The organism is Roseibium sp. RKSG952 (assembly GCF_009711355.1).
Genome location: NZ_SMMF01000512.1, coordinates 1 through 1,476, shown reverse-complemented (window position 1 = coordinate 1,476; position 1,476 = coordinate 1). Strand labels below are relative to the sequence as shown.

Below are 1,476 nucleotides of genomic sequence, written 5' to 3'. Positions count from 1 at the left end.
GGAAGGGGTTTGCCGCGCTTCTGGATCATCTACCTGTGGCGGGAATCTCGTTCCTCCTCCGCCCGGTCGAGACGCTCCATTTCTGCGATGACCAAAGCACCCATAATTTCGAGCATGCGGCGCAGTTTCTTCGGCTTCCAGTCGCCCTCGTCCCAAGGCCAGGACGGCGGAGCCGTCTCTGTGAAGGAGTGCCCGGTGGTTCCCTGAAGCAGAGCGTCCTCACCGTACGCCAGGGCCGCCTTCAGTAGGGAAAAATCGTCGTGAGCGTCGTCATGCAGGTCGTCGTATCCTTCGAGGCGACGTTGTCTCGCCCGCTCGCCGAGAGTATCGAGCGCGGCGCGCGAGGCTCCTGAGACCCCTTCCTCGTGAGCGGACAACTCGCGTTTGAGTCGCCCGATCTCTCGGGTTAGTAATTCGATGTCCCGCGCTCCTTCGTCGGTACCGCTTGTTAGGGATCGGATCTCCATTGCAGCGCGCGAGGCAAGATCGAGAGACGCATTCGGATTGACGGCTTTGAGGTATTCGGCTAGTGCGCTCATTTAGTGAGTCCCTGACACATGACAGAAGTAGTTACGTCAGATTGCACACCGATTGGAACGAAAAGGCAACACGCATAGAAGCACGGCCCGGTCAGGTCGGAGCGGGCCGTTGACATCGGTCGGGAAACGAACTTACTCGGGATTCCGATCTCCGCGACCCTCCTTGCGCATTTCACGCATGTGCTTTTGCGCGGCCATAGCTTCCTCCTTTGAGATGGATCCGTCGCCGTCGGCATCCATTTTGGAGAACATCTCGGCGGAGCGCTGGGCGGAGAATGCGGAGTGCTCAGCCTGTGAAATGACACCGTCGCCGTTGGCATCGGCCTCATTGAACAATCGACCCTTGCCGCCGGGACCTTTGGCGAGGGCCGGAGCGGCCATGGAGATTGCGAGAACTGCGGCGATGGCCGGGAAAATGTACTTCATGAATTCCTCCTGAAAATTTGTTCAGCGGGGTGTCCCGCTCCGTCAATATGATCAGTAGAAATCGCCGGCGCTGTCGCAGAAAGATATTTAAATGTAACGATTTGTGGCTATTCGTCTTGAGCTTCGTTGCGGGGAGGCATCTGTCTATCTCAGTCCGCTGCTTTTGAAATCTCGCCGCATGAAACACTCACCGCGCTCGAGATGCGCACGGTAGTCGATAGAGTATCCCGCGTTGTCGTTCCCGACCGCCAAAATGTTGAAGTTGAATTCGTTAAGCTACTTCAGTAGGGAGCTCCCGACGAAACTGGAAGCGCCTGTGAGAAGGGGGATGCGTGAGCGGAACCAGTGGAACCGTTCAGGTCATTCCGCACGCGACAGATGAAAACAAGTCGAGACCCTTCTGCCCGTATCCGCTTTTTGCGGCGTTCATCCAAACCGCTGCCGGGCGTTGACGGGCCGCTCTTTTAAGGCGAGCCTAATTCAGAAGCGCGGCAAACCCCTTCCTTCAGGG

At 57.5% G+C, this 1,476-nt stretch carries 2 protein-coding genes; both read right to left on the bottom strand.

What is annotated here, in order from left to right; all coding sequences use genetic code 11:
• Positions 1 to 29 precede the first annotated feature (29 nt).
• Complete coding sequence (locus tag E1297_RS01885; RefSeq protein ID WP_155133182.1) at positions 30 to 539, bottom strand: hypothetical protein; 510 nt, start codon at positions 537 to 539, stop codon at positions 30 to 32.
• 132 nt (positions 540 to 671) lie between these two features.
• A complete protein-coding gene (locus E1297_RS01880; protein WP_155133179.1) occupies positions 672 to 965 on the bottom strand; it encodes an EF-hand domain-containing protein in 294 nt (97 codons plus the stop codon).
• Positions 966 to 1,476 lie beyond the last annotated feature (511 nt).

Bases quoted from the DNA above. Each gene is read 5' to 3' on its own strand.
- E1297_RS01880 (WP_155133179.1), bottom strand. From the start codon at position 965: ATGAAGTACATTTTCCCGGCCATCGCCGCAGTTCTCGCAATCTCCATG.
- E1297_RS01885 (WP_155133182.1), bottom strand. From the start codon at position 539: ATGAGCGCACTAGCCGAATACCTCAAAGCCGTCAATCCGAATGCGTCT.